The sequence below is a fragment of the Phyllobacterium sp. 21LDTY02-6 genome, assembly GCF_023554255.2.
Taxonomy (GTDB): domain Bacteria; phylum Pseudomonadota; class Alphaproteobacteria; order Rhizobiales; family Rhizobiaceae; genus Phyllobacterium.
This window is the reverse complement of the sequence record NZ_JAMJWD020000001.1, coordinates 944,603-961,164: the sequence shown is the minus strand read 5'-3', so window position 1 is coordinate 961,164 and position 16,562 is coordinate 944,603. Positions and strand designations below refer to the sequence as shown.

The 16,562-nt window shown below is 64.0% G+C and carries 12 protein-coding genes; 7 read left to right on the top strand and 5 right to left on the bottom strand.

All coding sequences use genetic code 11. The annotated features are described in order from the left end of the window. Window positions 1–273 precede the first annotated feature (273 nt). From M8997_RS04625 to M8997_RS04615, 3 genes are read right to left on the bottom strand one after another with little or no spacing between them, the layout of a single operon-like run. Window positions 274–2,718, bottom strand: coding sequence for an FAD-dependent oxidoreductase (locus tag M8997_RS04625; protein WP_250014156.1), 2,445 nt, complete (start codon window positions 2,716–2,718; stop codon window positions 274–276). After that, entirely contained in the window at window positions 2,715–5,162 is a 2,448-nt protein-coding gene (locus tag M8997_RS04620; protein ID WP_250014155.1) for an FAD-dependent oxidoreductase, read from the bottom strand. The genes M8997_RS04625 and M8997_RS04620 overlap by 4 nt, the downstream gene beginning before the upstream one ends. A gap of 39 nt (window positions 5,163–5,201) precedes the next feature. After that, the gene (locus M8997_RS04615; protein WP_250014154.1) at window positions 5,202–6,434 is read right to left on the bottom strand and encodes an aromatic ring-hydroxylating dioxygenase subunit alpha; all 1,233 of its coding nucleotides are present in this window, start codon (window positions 6,432–6,434) and stop codon (window positions 5,202–5,204) included. A 163-nt stretch (window positions 6,435–6,597) separates the two neighbouring features. On the opposite strand from M8997_RS04615, the gene M8997_RS04610 reads away from it, so the two are divergent. Further along, window positions 6,598–7,500 carry a LysR substrate-binding domain-containing protein gene (locus tag M8997_RS04610; protein WP_250014153.1) on the top strand — a complete coding sequence of 301 codons (903 nt, stop codon included), beginning with the start codon at window positions 6,598–6,600 and terminating at the stop codon, window positions 7,498–7,500. Window positions 7,501–7,971: 471 nt separating this feature from the next. On the opposite strand, the gene M8997_RS04605 is transcribed toward M8997_RS04610, so the two are convergent. Next, window positions 7,972–8,451: a thioesterase family protein gene (locus tag M8997_RS04605; RefSeq protein ID WP_250014152.1), complete on the bottom strand. Its 480-nt coding sequence runs from the start codon at window positions 8,449–8,451 to the stop codon at window positions 7,972–7,974. Window positions 8,452–8,540: 89 nt separating this feature from the next. After that, on the bottom strand, window positions 8,541–9,524 hold the full coding sequence (locus tag M8997_RS04600; protein WP_250014150.1) for a GlxA family transcriptional regulator: 984 nt from the start codon (window positions 9,522–9,524) through the stop codon (window positions 8,541–8,543). A 75-nt stretch (window positions 9,525–9,599) separates the two neighbouring features. Between M8997_RS04600 and M8997_RS04595 the strand changes: the two genes are divergently transcribed. Genes M8997_RS04595 through M8997_RS04570 form a run of 6 tightly spaced genes read left to right on the top strand, consistent with a single transcriptional unit; the run spans window position 9,600 to window position 16,558 of the window. Further along, window positions 9,600–10,505, top strand: coding sequence for a 3-keto-5-aminohexanoate cleavage protein (locus tag M8997_RS04595; protein WP_250014148.1), 906 nt, complete (start codon window positions 9,600–9,602; stop codon window positions 10,503–10,505). Between the two features lie 4 nt (window positions 10,506–10,509). Further along, window positions 10,510–11,574, top strand: coding sequence for a carnitine 3-dehydrogenase (locus M8997_RS04590; RefSeq protein ID WP_250014146.1), 1,065 nt, complete (start codon window positions 10,510–10,512; stop codon window positions 11,572–11,574). 3 nt (window positions 11,575–11,577) lie between these two features. Then, window positions 11,578–12,741 carry an acyl-CoA dehydrogenase family protein gene (locus tag M8997_RS04585; RefSeq protein WP_250014144.1) on the top strand — a complete coding sequence of 388 codons (1,164 nt, stop codon included), beginning with the start codon at window positions 11,578–11,580 and terminating at the stop codon, window positions 12,739–12,741. 18 nt (window positions 12,742–12,759) lie between these two features. Next, entirely contained in the window at window positions 12,760–14,832 is a 2,073-nt protein-coding gene (locus M8997_RS04580; protein ID WP_250014142.1) for an acetate--CoA ligase family protein, read from the top strand. Continuing rightward, complete coding sequence (locus M8997_RS04575) at window positions 14,829–15,611, top strand: carnitinyl-CoA dehydratase (protein WP_250014140.1); 783 nt, start codon at window positions 14,829–14,831, stop codon at window positions 15,609–15,611. The genes M8997_RS04580 and M8997_RS04575 overlap by 4 nt, the downstream gene beginning before the upstream one ends. Beyond that, a complete protein-coding gene (locus M8997_RS04570) occupies window positions 15,608–16,558 on the top strand; it encodes an alpha/beta hydrolase (RefSeq protein ID WP_250014139.1) in 951 nt (316 codons plus the stop codon). The genes M8997_RS04575 and M8997_RS04570 overlap by 4 nt, the downstream gene beginning before the upstream one ends. Window positions 16,559–16,562: the final 4 nt, after the last annotated feature.

The following is a 16,562-nucleotide window of genomic DNA, read 5'->3' as shown; positions in this document are numbered from 1 at the left end:
GTAGGACGGCACTACGAATTCACGGACGATACGAAGCGTATCGCGCAGCTGGAAGATTACAGTCATTTCATTCACCTTGGTACATTGGGCGCCGGCCGGAGCCGTTACGATCAATTGGTTAAAACTTAACAAAAAAAGATGAACGTCTCCTGAATACGCTTGGTTAATGACCTTTGAATTCATAAAAAATTAGGGCTTTGCGGCGGCATTTCCCGGCCGGCGGCGCGGCTGTTCACGTCGTCGCAACGGCGCGATTTTCCTTTGGCGAGTGCGCTACAGGCGCACCCGCTCCGCCTTCGGATCGTACATCGGCCGCAGCGAGGCCTCGGCCCGCACGCGGCTGCCGGCGATCTCGATCTCGTAGGCGGACGCAAGCAGCTCGTCGGCCGTCTCGCCCTTCGCCGGCACATAGCCGAGGCCGATAGCGCCACCGAGATGATGGCCGTAATTGCCGGACGTGATCGTGCCGACGATCCTGCCGTCGCGTACGATCGCCTCGTTGTGGAAAAGCAGCGGTTCCGCCTCGGCCAGCCTGAACTGGACCAGCCGGCGATCGAGACCAGCCTCGCGCTTGCGCAGCACGGCGTCGCGGCCGATGAACTCGCCCTTGCCGGTCTTCACCGCGAAGCCAAGCCCCGCCTCCAGCACATGGTCCTCGTCGGTGATGTCATGGCCGAAATGGCGGAAAGCCTTTTCGATGCGGCAGGAATCCAGCGTATGCAGCCCGCAGAGGCGCAGGCCCTCCTCGCGCCCCGCCTCCTCGATGGTTTCGAAGACATGCGCCGCCTGGTCGCTGGAAACGTAGATCTCCCAGCCAAGTTCGCCGACATAGGTCACCCGGTGGGCGCGGGCGATTCCCATGCCGATCTCGATCTCGCGCGCGGTCCCGAAGGGATGGCCGGCATTGGAGAAATCGTCGGGACTGACCTTGCGCATGATATCGCGCGCATTCGGGCCCATCAGGCAAAGCACCGCCTCCGCTGCGGTCACATCGGTGACGACGACGAATTCGTCGCGCAGGTGCTTGCGCAGCCAGGCAAGATCGCGCTGCAGCGTCGCGCCCGGCACCACGGCGAAGAACACGGTTTCGCCCAGCCGGGTTATGGTCAGGTCGCTCTCGATGCCGCCGCGATTGTTCAGCATCTGCGTATAGACGATGCGGCCCGGCTCGACATCGATGTCATTGGCGCAGAGACGCTGCAGAAACGCCATCGCGTCCCGCCCCTCGATGCGGATCTTGCCGAAGGAGGTCATGTCGAAAAGACCGGCCGCGTTGCGCACCGCCAGATGTTCCTGGCGCTGGTTGGGAAACCAGTTCTGCCGCTGCCAGGAATATCGGTATGCCGGCTCCTGCCCTTCGTCGGCGAACCAGTTCGCCCGCTCCCATCCGGCCACCTCGCCGAAGACGGCGCCGCGCTGCTTCAGGTGCTCATGCAGCGGCGAACGGCGCACATTGCGCGATGTCGCCATCTGCCTGTAGGGAAAATGATCGGCATAGAGCAGGCCCAGCGTCTCCGATACGCGCTCCTTCAGGTAGCGCCTGTTCTTCTGGAACGGCTGCGCGCGCCTTATGTCGACCTCCCACAGGTCGAACGGCGCCTCGCCATCATTGATCCACTGCGCCAGCGCCATGCCGGCACCGCCGGAAGAGACGATGCCGATGGAATTATACCCCGCCGCGACCCAATAGCCGCCGAGTTCCGGCGCCTCGCCGAGATAATAGCGATCATCCGGCGTGAAACTCTCCGGACCGTTGAAGAAAGTGTGGATGCCGGCCGTGCCGAGCATCGGCATGCGGTTGACGCCCATTTCGAGTATAGGTTCGAAATGCTCGAAATCCTCCGGCAGCTGGTCGAAGCAGAAATCGTCCGAAATGCCGTCCATGCCCCATGGCTTGGCGACCGGCTCGAAGGCGCCCAGCATCATCTTGCCGGCATCCTCCTTGTAATAGGCGCACTCGTCCGGCACGCGCAGCACCGGCAGGCGCCCCAGCCCCTCGATCGCCTCCGTCACCAGGTAGAAATGTTCGCAGGCATGCAGCGGGACCGTCACGCCGGACATGGCCGCAAGGTCGCGCGCCCACATGCCGGCGCAATTGATGACGATATCGGCGTCGATCCTGCCCTGCTCGCCATCCTTCAGCCAGGAAACGCCGGTCACGCGGCCATTGGCCTTGTGCACCTCCGTTACCTTGACGCCTTCGACGATGCGGGCGCCGCGCTGCCTCGCCCCCTTTGCCAGCGCCATGGCTATATTGGCCGGGTCGCATTGGCCGTCGAGCGGCAGATGCACCGCGCCAACCACATCCTCTATATTAAGATGCGGATACATCTCCTTGACTTCGCTCGGTGAAATCTCGCGCACATCCACGTCGAAGGCCCGCGCCAACGAGGCCTGGCGGTAGATCTCGTGCTTGCGTTCCTCCGTCAGCGCCACCGTGATCGAACCGACCTGGCGCATGCCCGTGGCAACGCCCGTCTCCTCCTCCAGCCGCACATAGAGATCGGCCGAATATTTGGCGAGCCGCGTCATGTTCTGCGATGCGCGCAGCTGGCCGATCAGCCCCGCCGCGTGCCATGTCGTGCCGGATGTCAGTTGCTTGCGCTCGAGCAGGACGATATCGGTCCAGCCGAGCCTGGCGAGATGATAGGCGACGGAACAGCCCGATACGCCGCCGCCGATGATGACGGCGCGGGCCTTGGCCGGAAGTGAGCTCATGCGCGGATTCTTTCGTTCCTGGGGTCCCAAAGGGGCTGGTCCGGATGCACGGTCGCCTTGTAGCGCACGCCGAATATATCGACTTCGACGATGGTCCCGGGCTGCGCCAGTTCCGGCTTCAGCATGCCGAGCGCGATGGATTTGTCGACGCGGTGGCCCCAGCCGCCGGATGTCGTCTCGCCGACGATGGCGCCATCGTGCCACAGCGTCGACATATAGGGCGCGTCGCAATCATCCGCCTCGACGGTCAGCGTCACGAAGCGCTTGCTGCTGCCCTGCTGGCGCTCGTTCTCCAGCGCCGCCTTGCCGATGAAATCCGGCTTCTCCCATTTGACGAACCGCTCCAGCCCGCTCTGCAGCGGCGTATAGTCGGTGGAAAGATCGCCCTTCCAGGCCCGGTAGCCCTTTTCCAGCCGCAGCGAATCGAGCGCGAACATCCCGAACGGCTTGAGGCCGAATGTCTTTCCAGCCTCCCAGACCGCATCGAAAATGGCGGCAGTATCCTCGATCTTGCTGTGGATCTCCCAGCCGAGCTCGCCGGCAAAGGAGACGCGCACGAGCTGGCAATGGCGCCCGGCGATCTGCGTCGTCTGGTGCGACAGCCATGGCGCGGCAAGGTCGGCCGCGCAGATGTCGGCGAAGAGCGCCCGCGATTTCGGCCCGGTGACGATCTGGCAGGAGAATTTGTCGGTGACATTGTCGATGCTGATGGCGCTGCCGGCCGGCAGGTGGCCGAGCAGCCAGTCCCGGTCATGCCACTCGGCGACGGCCGCGGTGATGAGGAAGAACAGGTTCTCCTCGATGGCCATGATCGACATTTCCGTGACGACGCGGCCCTTCTCGTCGGCAAAATAGCCAAGGCCGATCCGCCCCGGCTTCGGCACGGCGCCGGTGACGAGCCGCGACAGCCATTCGCGCGCGCCCTCGCCGCTGACCCTGAAGCGCGAGAAGCCCGGCAGGTCGAGTATGCCGACGGCGTCGCGCACCGCGTGGCATTCCTCCCTAATGCGCTGCTGCCATGGTCCGTTGCGCGCATAGGTCTGGGTTGACGCCTCCGACGTATCGTCGCCGGGCTGCGCATACCAATTGGCGCGCTCCCAGCCATTATAGGCGCCAAACTGCGCCCCGAGCGCCGCGATGCGGTCATGGACCGGCGACAATTTGCGATTGCGCCCGGCGGGCCAGCTGTGGCGCGGGAAATGAATGGCATATTCATGGCCGTAGACTTCCAGCCCCTTGGCCACGCAATAATCATGATCGGTGAAACCGGTGAAGCGGCGCGGATCGCATGACCACATGTCCCATTCCGTCGCCCCTTCCGTCACCCATTCGGCCAGCACCTTGCCCGCGCCGCCGGCCTGGGCGATGCCGAAGGTGAAGACGCAGGCCTCGAAGGCGTTCGGAACGCCCGGCATCGGCCCGATCAGCGGATTGCCGTCCGGCGCATAGGGTATCGGCCCATTGATGATCTTCGACAGGCCGGCGGTGCCGAGGATCGGCACCCGCGCAATCGCATCGTTGAGATACCAGTCAAGCCGCTCCAGATCGTCGGGAAACAGCTGGAACGAGAAATCGTCCGGCATAGGATCGTCCGGCGTCGCCCAATGAGCGCGGCAATTGCGCTCATAGGGCCCGAGATTCATGCCGTTCTTCTCCTGGCGCAGATAATAGGACGAATCGACGTCGCGCAGCAGCGGCAGCTTGCGCCCCTGCTCCCGGCTCCAGGCGGCGATCTCCGGAATTTCCTCGAACAGCAGATATTGATGGCTCATCACCATCATCGGCACCTCGCGACCGAAGAGCCGGCCGATTTCCTGGGCGCGGTAGCCGGCGGCGTTCACCACATATTCGCAGCGGATCTCGCCTTGCGGGGTGGACAGCACCCATTCGCCCGCCTCGCGCCGCGCGCCTTCCACCGGGCAGAAGCGGATGATCTTAGCGCCGAGATCGCGCGCCCCCTTGGCCAGCGCCTGCGTCAGCTGGGCGGGATCGATATCGCCGTCGTTCGGATCGTAGAGCGCGCCCTCCAGCTCATGGGTGGCGATGAAGGGATAGCGGCCGCCGATCTCGCTCACCCCCAGCACGTCGATATCCATGCCCTGGTAGCGGCCCATGCTCCTGACGCGCTGGAACTCGCGCATCCTCTCCTTGCCGTGGGCAAGGCGCAGCGAGCCGGTCACATGGTAGTTCATCGGATAGCCGACTTCGTCCGCAAGGCCGCGATAAAGCCCGGCGGAATAGCGCTGCATGTTCATGACCGACCAGGACGCGGAAAATGTCGGCACATTGCCGGCGGCATGCCAGGTGGAGCCGGATGTCAGCTCGTTCTTCTCAAGCAGCACGCAATCCGTCCATCCCGCCTTGGCCAGATGGTAAAGCGACGAAACGCCCACCGCGCCGCCACCGATGATGACGACGCGCGCCGACGTTGGAAAATCAGCCATTCAGTGTCTCCCCGGATTTCATGCCTGTTCCGATGCTGTTCATGCCCGCGCGATCTCGTCCAGATACCACTGGATGTATCTGAGTTCGTTATATTCCATCGGCGCGACGGGCCCCGGAACGAAATAATGCGAGCGCACGCCGCGCGCCGTGTGTTCGATGATGGCCTTGTCCTCGGCGGTCGTCACCTTCCACAGCCAGGTGAGCTTGTCGAGATCATAGTCCCTGCCTGCCTCCGCATCGCCGCGCACGAGCCAGATCAGCTCCATCTCGCAGCTGTCGACCGTTTTCGGAATGAAGCGGTAGATCATGCCATGGTCCGGATAACAGACGAGGAAGCTCGTGCCGCCGAGATGAATCGAGGTCACGCCGCCGTCGAATTCGGTAAAGCGCCCCATCAGCGGCGCGACCGGCGAGCCATCCTCGCTTCCGCTCGAAACGCCGTCATAGAGCGCATAGCGGAACGTATGGATCGCCTCGCGCCGCTCGCCGGAATTCTGCCAGTGATCGCCGGTGGCGATGTCGATGCCGAGCGAGCAGGTGCGCTGCTCCATGCGGGCATTGAGCTCGACGATCTTTTCCGCCGGCTGTTCCAGGGCATGCGTCTGCGAATATTCCGGATGGGCCGGACCGCAATGATAGCATTCGACGTAGTTCTCGACGGCGAGCTTCCAGTTCGCATCGACCGCATAGGTCTCGCGATGCGCCACCTTGGCCTCGGCCCAGCCATATTGGCCGCAGGTGGTGCGCAGCGATTGCTCGACCAGCGAGAAATCCAGCGGCTCATCGGCGAAGCAGATGAAGATCAGCCCCTCGGCCACCCTCACATGCAATTTCCTCAAGCCGTGCGCCGAGCGGTCGAAATCCTTCGGCATCAACCGGGCCGCCCGCAGGCTGCCATCATTGGCATAGGTCCATGCGTGATAGGGGCAGACGAAGAAGCGGGCATTGCCCTTGTCTTTCGTGCACACTTCCGCCCCGCGATGGCGGCAGACATTGAGGAAAGCGTGGATAGAACCGTCCTCGGCGCGCGCAACGATGATGGCTTCCGCATCGATCTTGAAACGTTCGAAATCGCCCGGATCGGGGATGATGCTGGCATGGCCGATACAGTGCCAATGGCGGCGGAACACGCGCTCCATGTCGCGCGCATAGATGTCGGGATCGAGGTAGAAGGCACGCACCAGGCCATGGCCCGGGCGATGTTCGGCGATCAGCCGGTCTATCCTGTCCAGAGACGGCGCGACGTCCGCAAGGGCCTGCTCAGCACCCATCCTAGCCTCCAAAGATTGTTCCCGCACGCTTGTTGTCTGCATTGCGCTTCGCAGATTAGAATGATTCCGCATTGGGCTTGCATTCAAGCGATGGTTGCTCATCCAGCCATGAGTTATTCTCACATCAGTTATTCTCACATCCCCTTTTGAAGGTTCCGCCGACATGATGTCCAAGCCCAGAATTCCGCCCCTCGGCTCGTTGCGCGCCTTCGAGGCCTCGGCGCGGTTGCTGAGCTTCCGGCTGGCGGGGGACGAGCTCGGCGTGACGCAATCGGCCATCAGCCACCGCATCGCCGAGCTGGAATCGGTGCTCGGGATAAAACTGTTCGAGCGGCAGCCGCGCGGCGTCAGCCTCACCGATGCCGGCACGCTGTATTATCCCTATATGCGCGACGCCTTCGAGAAGATCGCGCGCGGCACGGCGCTTATCAGCCGCATCGGCACCGCCGACGACCTGGCGCTTGAAACCTACGCCACCTTCGCCGTGCGCTGGCTCATCCCGCGGCTAGCCGGCTTCCGCAAGGTCAATCCGAGCCTGGCGATCAGGATCGGCACGAGCCAGCTCGACTGGGAATTGAACATAGACAATTGCGATATCGGCATCATCCATACGACGCGGCCCGAGCGCATGAACCTGCATTACCGCCTGCTCACCAAGGCACAGATGTTTCCCGTTTGCAGCCCGGCGGTGGCGGCACGAATCGATCCCGCCGATGCAAGGACGCTGTCGCGGGTGCCGCGGCTTGCGCTTTTCACCTCGCCGGAGGATTGGAGCATCTGGCTGGAGGCGGCGGGACTGGCCGACAATGCGCAGGCCGTCACCCTCAAGTTCGATACATATCTGACGGCGCTGCAATCGGCGCTGGACGGCCAGGGACTGGTGGTGGCGCCCGATTTCCTCGTCCGGGACGACCTTACGGCCGGGCGGCTGGTGGCGCCCTTCGATATCAGTGTTTCGCAGCCCGGCGCCTGGTACCTGATCTGCCGCAAGGAACGCGTCGGCGAGGCCCGCATCCGGAAATTCGAGACGTGGCTGACCGAACAATTCGCATCCCACAGCCGCTGATGGCAGGGGGATAGATTTTCGGCCTCAAAAAATATTTCGCCCTGCAAGCCACTGATCTTGCTCTTTTTTCTTCCGGCAACCAAAATAAATTGCACAGACTTATCCCCCCTGTTTGAAACCGGGTTATTCTGTGCAGGTCCTTTCCAGTGGGGGAGCAGCTTCCGGTGCTGTTTCGATTGCTGGGAAAGGATGGCGTTGCCGAAAGATCGGAAGTGACAACCCCGATCGGCCGGCAAACTGCAGAAGGAAACGGAGGTAGCGCTCATGTTTCCGGGTTGTTGCGTCTGACAAGCGTAACAATGGCAGGCAAAGACGTCGCGGGCGGTCTTCGGACCTCGACCCTGATACCACTACGACGCGCTGAAGACCGCCCGTCTCCCCCCCATTTTCAATGACCAGACGCGATTTTCGCGGGCGTGGTGCGGATTTTCCGTATTCAACAGGGGTTGATAGCGCACGGAAAGCTTCCCCTCATTTCCTCCTGATGCCAATCGAGCGGCCCACCCGCTCGGGGCGCGGCAGCAGCGCGTGCTCCTGCCTGTAGCGATCGAGACCCGGCACGATATCGTCCGGGAACGGCACCACCCTCGGCCCGTTCATGTCGACATGCAGCGACAGCACCTCCGCCGTCGCAGCCACCCAGCCATCCCGGTGCACGATCTCATGATAGACATGCAGCCGCTTGCCGTCGAAGTCGATGAGCTGGCTCGTCACCGTAACGATGTGGTCGAGGTGGATTTCCTGCACGTAGCAGACATGCACCTCGGCCGTGTAGATCGTCAGCCGGCGCTCCGCCGCATAATCCGGGCCGAAGCCGAGCTCGGCCAGGAATTCATCGCCGCCGCGGTCGAAAATGACGTTGTAATAGGCCATGTTGAGATGGCCATTATAGTCGATCCAATCCTTCTCGATGCTGATCGGATGAGAGCGGTAGGGCTGCGCCTCTGGCATGTCGGGCTCCGTTGCTGGCTGTTGTCGCTTCATGAAACGTGCCGCCGCGGCCTTGCGCTTCCCCAAAAGCGACAGGCCGTGACGGCTGGCTATTGTGTCGGGCGGAAAGCGCTGGGCGGCCTGCCCTCGAAATTCCTGAATGTGCGCGTGAATGCCGCCGCCGACGAAAAGCCGGTGCGCGTGGCGATATCGGCAAGCGGCGCGCGCGTATCCATCACCAGCCGCCGCGCCACTTTCAGCCGCAGGCGAAGATAATAACGCCCGGGACCCTCGCCCACCGCCTTGATGAAGATCTTCTCCAGCGCCCTTGTACCAAGCCCGCAGCGCCGGGCGATGGCGTCGATCGTCAATGGCGCTTCGATATGGCCTTCCATCAGCCGGATCGCCGATGCCAGCTTGGGATGCACGCCGTGCAGTCGCCCGAGGGAGACCAGCGGTTGCGCATCGCTGGAGGCATGCGCCTCGTCATAGATGAAGACGCTGGCCACATCGAGCGCCACCGACATGCCGTAGCGCGAGCGGATGAGATGCAGCATCAGGTCGAATGTCGGCGAAGCACCGCCGCTGGTGAAGACCGGACCGTCTATGACATAGCGGTCGGGCCGTATGTCCGCTTCCGGGAATTCCAGCGTGAACTCCTCCATGTCCTCCCAATGGGTCGTCGCCTGTCGCCCGGACAGGAGGCCGGCGCGGCCGAGCAGCCACGATCCCGCCTCGATGCCGCCGATCAGGCGGTAATGATGCGCGGCGCGGCGCAGATTGGCGGTAAAGGTGGTGCGGGCGATATCGGAAGTGCCAAAACCACCGATTATCAATAGCATATCCGCTTTTTCTGAAGCATCGAAACAACCGGATGCGGCAATCGGCAGGCCGCAGGTGGTGATCGCCGGCGTGCCGTCGAGCGTGACGATGCGCCAGGTAAACAGCGTCGAACCCGAAACCCGGTTGGCCGCGCGCATCGGATCGATGGTCGAGGCGACGCACATCAGCGAGGCCCCGCTGAAGACCAGCACCGTGACGGCGAGCGGCGCGGCGTCTGGCCGAAAGATCGCGGACAATTCGGTTTTCATCAATTTTGATTCGTATATCGCAAAGCAGACTTTGGCAATCGCGCCATGATGAAGGCAATGAATAATGGGAGCAGAAGAATGGGACTTACCCCCAACCGCGAAGTTTTCATCACTTGCGCAGTGACCGGCGCCGGCGACACGACAGGCCGTTCCGACAAGGTGCCGGTGACGCCGCGCCAGATCGCCGACGAGTGCATTGCCGCCGCCAATGCCGGCGCCGCCATCGCCCATATCCATGTGCGCGACCCGAAGACCGGCAAGGGCTCGCGCGACGTCGCGCTCTATACGGAAGTGGTGGAGCATATCAAGGCATCCGGCGTCGACATGATTCTCAACCTGACGGCCGGCATGGGCGGCGACCTGACGCTCGGCAGCGTCGAGCAGCCGATGCCGCCTTCCGCCGACGGCACCGACATGGCCGGCGCCACCGAACGGCTCGAACATGTGGCGAAGCTGCGCCCGGAAATCTGCACGCTCGACTGCGGCACGATGAATTTCGGCGAAGGCGACTATGTGATGACCAATACGCCGGCCATGCTGAAGGCGATGGCAGCGCAGATCAAGGCGCTCGGCGTGCGCCCGGAAGTGGAGATTTTCGATACCGGCCACCTGTTGCTGGCGAAATGGCTCTACGACCAGGGCCTGCTCGACGATCCGGTCATGGTTCAGCTCTGCATGGGCATACCCTGGGGCGCGCCGGACGATATCGGCACATTGATGGCGCTGGTCAACAACCTGCCGTCGAACTGGACCTTCTCCGCCTTCTCCATCGGCCGCAACCAGATGGCCTATGCGGCCATGGCGATGCTTGCCGGCGGCAATATCCGCGTCGGGCTGGAGGACAATCTGTGGCTCGACAAGGGCGTGCTGGCAACCAACGGACCGCTGGTGGAACGCGCGGTGAAGATCGCCGAGGGCATCGGCGCCAAGATCCTCGGCCCGCAGGAAGTGCGCGAGCGCCTGAAACTCACGAAGGGCTGGTAGCATCATGACGATCATTCGCAAGGCTGCTGCGGTCGGCGGCGGGGTCATCGGCGCCGGCTGGGTCGCGCGCCTGCTGCTCAACGGCATCGACGTATCGATCTTCGACCCGGACCTGGAGGCGGAACGCAAGGTCAGCGAGGTCATGAAGAATGCCCGCCGCGCCTATAAGACCATGCTGCCGGACGGACTGCCGAAGGAAGGGCGGCTGACCTTCGCCAAAACCGTCCAGGAAGCGGTGGAAGGCGCTGATTTCATACAGGAAAGCGTTCCGGAACGCCTCGACCTCAAGCACAGGGTGCTGGCCGAGATCGACAGGCATGCCGCGCCCGATGCCATCATCGGCTCGTCGACATCGGGCATCCTGCCCTCCGAAATGCAGACCGCGATGAGCCGTCCCGAGCGGCTGGTCGTCGGCCACCCCTATAATCCCGTCTACCTCCTGCCCCTCGTCGAGATCGTCGGCGGCAAGCAGACCTCGCCGCAAGCGGTCGCGAAGGCCGAGGCGATCTACGCGTCGATCGGCATGAAGCCGGTCGTCATCCGCAAGGAGATCGAAGCCTTTGTCGGCGACCGCCTGCTCGAAGCGGTCTGGCGTGAATCGCTGTGGCTGATCAAGGACGATATCTGCACGGTCGAGGAACTCGACGACATCATCCGCTATTCGTTCGGCATTCGCTGGGCGCAGATGGGCATGTTCCAGGTCTACCGCGTGGCGGGCGGCGAAGCGGGCATGCGCCACTTCATCGCCCAGTTCGGCCCCTGCCTCTCCTGGCCATGGACCAAGCTGATGGACGTGCCGGACCTCGACGAGACGCTCGTCGACAAGATCGCCGACCAGTCCGACGCGCAGGCGCACGGGCTTTCGATCCGCGAGCTCGAACGCATCCGCGACGACAATCTCGTGGCGATCATGGATGCGCTCGCGCGCCAGAACAAGGGCAAGGGCTGGGGCGCCGGCGCGCTCTACAAGGACTATACCAAACGCCTGTCGAAGCTCGCCCGGAAGCCGCCACTGTCGAAATCGGCCGAAAAGGCGAAAGCCGCCAAGCCGCGCCGAAAGAAGGGCTGAGCCATGGATTTCGGTCTTTCCGAAGAACAGAAGCTGATCGTCGAGACGACGCGCGCCTTTGTCGAGAACGAGCTTTACCCGCATGAAGCCGAGGTGGAGCGCACCGGCATTCTGCGCAAGGAACTGGCGCAGGAACTGAAGCAGAAGGCGATCGAAGCCGGGCTGTACGCCGCCAACATGCCGGAAACGGTCGGCGGCGCCGGGCTCGATACGGTGACCTGGCTGCTCTACGAGAAGGAACTCGGCCGCGCCAATTACGCGTTGCACTGGACCTGCGTCGGCCGTCCGTCCAACATCCTCCTGGCCGGGACCGAGGCGCAGAAGGAGAAATATCTCTACCCCTGCATTCGCGGCGAAAAGTCGGACTGCCTCGCCATGACCGAACCCGGCGCCGGCTCCGACCTGCGCGGCATGACGGCCTCCGCCGTCGAAAAGGGCGGCGACTGGGTCGTCAACGGCACCAAGCACTTCATCAGCCATGCGCTGGAGGCGGATTTCGTCATCCTTTTCGTTGCCTCAGGCGAGGAAGAGACGGCGCGCGGCAAGAAGAAGAAGATCACCGCTTTCTTCGTCGACAAGGGCCATCCGGGCATGACGATCCGCGAAGGCTACCGCAATGTCTCCCATCGCGGCTACACCAATGCGATCATCGAATTCGACGATTGCCGCCTGCCCGCGGATGCCATACTCGGCGAGGTGCACAAGGGCTTCGATGTCGCCAATACATGGCTCGGCGCAACCCGCCTGCAGGTGGCGGCGACCTGTCTCGGCCGGGCCGAGCGCGCCCTAGCCCATGCGATCGAATATGCGGCGCAGCGCCGGCAGTTCGGCCAGCAGATCGGCAAGTTCCAGGGCGTATCGTTCAAGCTGGCCGACATGGCGACCGAGCTGAAGGCCGCCGACCTTCTGACCTTCGAGGCGGGCTGGAAGTTCGACCAGGGCACCGTGACGGACCAGGACATGGCCATGGCCAAGCTGAAGGCCACGGAAATGCTGGCTTTCGTCGCCGACGAGGCGATCCAGATCCATGGCGGCATGGGGTTGATGGACGATCTGCCGCTGGAGCGCATCTGGCGCGATGCGCGCGTCGAGCGCATCTGGGAAGGCACCTCGGAAATCCAGCGCCACATCATTTCGCGCGCCCTGCTCCGCCCGCATGGTGCGTGATGACCCCCATGGTGCGTGATGGCCAATAGTCTCGATCGCCTGCTCAAGCCTCGCTCCATCGCCGTGTTCGGCGGCGTCCAGGCGGCGGAAGTCGTCCGGCAATCCCAGCAGATGGGCTTTGCCGGCGAAATATGGCCGGTGCATCCGAAGCATGAGACGATCCTCGGCCTCAAGGCCTATCGCTCGGTGGCCGATCTTCCCGCCGGGCCGGATGCGGCCTTCATCGGCGTCAACCGCTACCTGACGCTGGACATCGTGCGCCAGCTGCGCGAGATCGGCACCGGCGTCGCGGTCTGCTACGCTTCCGGCTTCCTCGAGGCCGGAGCGGACGATGCCGACGGCGCGCGGCTGCAGGAGGAACTGGTGGCGATCGCCGGCGACATGCCGATCATCGGGCCGAATTGCTATGGCCTGATCAATTATTGCGATGGCGCCCTGCTCTGGCCCGACCAGCATGGCGGCCGCCGGCTCGGCGCGGACGAGCGCGGCGTGGCGATCATCACCCAATCGTCCAACATCGCGATCAACATGACCATGCAGCGGCGCGGCCTGCCCATCGCCCATGTGATGACGGCCGGCAACCAGGCGCAGACGGGCCTGCCCGACATGGCCATGGCTTTGATCGAGGACGAGCGCGTCACCGCCCTCGGGCTCCATATCGAGGCGTTCCAGTCGGCGGCCAAGTTCGAGGCGCTCGCCGCCCGGGCCCGTACCCTCAACAAGCCCATCGTGGCGATGAAGGTCGGCAGGTCGGCGCAGGCGCGCGCCGCCACCATCTCCCATACGGCCTCGCTTGCCGGCTCTGACGCCGCCTCCGACGCCTTCCTGAGGCGGCTCGGCATCGCGCGGGTCAATTCCATCGCCTCGTTCCTGGAGACGCTGAAGCTGCTGCATGTGCATGGCCCGCTTTCCGGCAATACGCTCTGTTCGATGAGCTGTTCCGGCGGCGAGGCTTCCGTCATGGCCGATGCAGCCGAGGGCCGCAGCGTGCATTTCCCGCCGCTCGATCCACGCCACCGGGAAAGCGTCAAATCGACCCTCGGCCCGCTGGTGGCGGTGGCGAACCCGCTCGACTATCATACGTTCATCTGGAACAATGAGCCGGCGCTGACCGAAACCTTCACAGCCATGGTCGCGGGAGGATTCGCCTTGAGCTGCCTCGTCCTGGACTTCCCGAGAAAGGATCGCTGCTCCGACGTCGATTGGTGGTCGACCGTCCGCGGCTTCGAGAACGCGTTGAAAACCAATGCCGCCCGCGGCGCCATCATCGCCTCGCTGCCGGAAAATCTCCCCGAGGAATATATGGACGGGCTGATGCGGGCCGGCATCGCGCCGCTCTGCGGCATCACCGAAGCCATGGATGCAGCCGAAGCTGCCGCCTTCATCGGCGCGGCGTGGAGCGAGCCGCCGGCTGCCCCGGTCGCCGGGCCCGCCGCCAAAGCAACGACAGAGCCGCATGTGCTGGACGAGGCGCAGGCCAAGGCCATCCTCAGGAGCTGGGGCCTGCCGGTTCCGGACGGGCGGCGCTGCTCCGGTGAAGACGAGGCCGTGCTTGCGGCCAATGCCATCGGCTATCCGGTCACGGTGAAGGCGCTGGGGATCGCGCATAAGTCGGAGCATGATGCCGTGCGGCTGAACCTTGGCAATGCGCACGAGGTTCGCGCGGCGGCAGGCGCATTGGCGCGGCTCGGCAGCGGCCTTTATGTGGAACAGATGGTGACGGGCGTCGTCGCCGAGCTGATCGTCGGCATCACCGACGATCCGCAATTCGGGCCTGCCCTGACGATCGGCAGCGGCGGCGTGCTGGTCGAATTGCTGCAGGACACGCAGACGCTGCTCTTGCCCGCAACGCGCGGGGAGATCGAGGCGGCGCTGCGCAAATTGCGGATGTTTCCCTTGCTGGACGGCTATCGCGGCCGCGCCAGGGGGGATGTCGCCGCCGCCATCGAGGCGATTGCCGGCATTGCCGATTTCGCCGTCGCCAACAAGGACAGCATTGCCGAACTCGACATCAACCCGCTGCTCGTCCGCGCCAGCGGCAAGGGCGTCGGCATCGCGGATGCACTGATTTCGGCCAGGGGAGAACTTTGATGAGTGTGATCAGGACACGCCGCGAGGGCGGCATTCTCGAGGTAACGCTTGACCGGCCGAAGGCAAACGCCATCGATCTTGCGACCAGCCGGCTGATGGGCGAGACCTTCCAGGCCTTCCGCGACGATCCGGAACTGCGGGTGGCGATCGTCCGGACCGAGGGCGACAAGTTCTTCTGCGCCGGATGGGACCTCAAGGCAGCGGCGGCCGGCGACGCGGTCGACGGCGATTACGGCGTCGGCGGCTTTGGCGGCCTGCAGGAACTGCGCGACCTCAACAAGCCGGTGATCGCCGCGGTCAACGGCATGGCGGTCGGCGGCGGTTTCGAACTCGCCCTCTCCTGCGACCTCATCTATGCTTCCGACCATTCGAGCTTCGCCCTGCCGGAGATCCGTGCCGGGACGCTTGCCGATGCGGCGACGGTGAAGTTGCCGAAGCGCATCCCCTATCACATCGCCATGGACCTGCTCCTGACCGGCCGCTGGATGGACGTGGCCGAGGCGCAGCGCTGGGGTCTCGTCAACGAGGTCCTGCCGAAGGACAGGCTGATGGAGCGGGTCTGGGAGATTGCGCGGCTGCTCGAAAGCGGCCCGCCCCTGGTATTCGCCGCCATCAAGGAAGTGGCGCGGGAGGCGGAGAGCATGGGCTTCCAGCAGGCGATGAACATGATCACCAAGCGCAAGTTCCGCACCGTCGATATCCTCTATGCCTCCGAGGATGGCCAGGAGGGTTTCAAGGCTTTCGCGGAAAAGCGCGACCCGGTGTGGAAGGGACGATGACGGCCGATTATTCGCTGCTGATCGACGCGGAGACCTGGGCGTTCATCGAGCGCACCAACAGTTTCTATCCGCCGGATGCGGTGGATTTCAGCGTCGCGCAGCAGCGCAGGGTCTATGACGAAATGTGCCGCGCCTTCTTCGCCGGCTACCCCGCCTCCGTCACCAGCCGCGACGACACGTTCGATACGGCAGCCGGACCCGTCGGCATCCGTCACTACCGCAAGGGCGGCGGCGAAGCGGAAGCGTTCTGCCTCTATTTCCATGGCGGCGGCTTCGTCGTCGGCGGGCTCGACAGCCATGACGATGTCTGCGCCGAAATCTGCGACGCCACTGGCTTCGACGTGGTTTCCGTCGATTACCGGCTGGCGCCCGAGCACCTGCACCCGGCATCGTTCGACGATGCACTGGCGGCGTTTCATCATCTTGCCGGCATGACCGAGCTGCCGATCGTCCTCTGCGGCGACAGCGCCGGCGGCAATCTGGCCGCTGCCGTCACGCATCATGTCCGCGGCGGCCCGCGCCAGCCCGCCGGCCAGGTGCTGGTCTATCCCGGGCTTGGCGGCAATATGGAACAGGGTTCCTACGTCGAACACGGCAATGCGCCCATGCTGACGACGCGCGATACGATCTACTATGCCGATCTGCGTGGCGGCGGCCGCGACTGGTCGGCCGATCCGCGCTTCGCCCCGCTCGCCGACACGGATTTTTCCGCGCTGCCGCCGACTGTCGTCATCTCGGCCGAATGCGACCCGCTCAGCGATGATGGCCGCCATTATCGCGACAGGATCGTGCAGGCCGGCGGCATGGCGCTGTGGAACAACGAGCCGGGCCTCGTCCACGGCTATCTGCGCGCCCGCCATTCGGTCGATCGCGCCCGCCGCAGCTTCCGCCGCATCCTCACGGCAATCCACCTCCTCGGGCAAGACCGCTGGCCCGGCTCGCTTTGAAACC